The 425-nt window shown below is 49.9% G+C and carries 1 protein-coding gene; it reads right to left on the reverse strand.

What is annotated here, in order from left to right:
- The coding region (locus A3761_RS00905; protein WP_156491469.1) for an alcohol dehydrogenase catalytic domain-containing protein at nt 1–425 on the reverse strand (425 nt) is incomplete at both ends.

Below are 425 nucleotides of genomic sequence, written 5' to 3' on the forward strand. Positions count from 1 at the left end.
CCCACATTGTGAATGAGAACGCTCTCATGAGCTTGTAAGCCTCCCATCGCGACGAGTAATTGGTAGGCGGTAAGGTAGTTTACGGGGATTGCTGCTGCGGCTTCGAAGGAGAGCGTTTCTGGTTTATCAAATACTTGTTGTAGGGGCACTGTGACTTGCTCAGCTTGGCCGCCAAAGCGTGTTAAGGCGATAACTTCCTTGCCTAGCCAGGATTCATCTACGCCTGTGCCGATAGCATCAATGACACCCGATACTTCATAGCCAACGGTACAAGGCGTTTTCGGCGCATCAGGGTAGAGGCCTTGTCGAGCCAAAATATCAGCAAAATTCAATCCCGCAGCTTTCACTGCAATACGAACTTCCTTATCACCAGCCACCAGGTCGGCAGCCTCTTGAACTTGTAATACATTTGCTTTCCCGCTATT

It is taken from the genome of Oleiphilus sp. HI0123, from assembly GCF_001635315.1.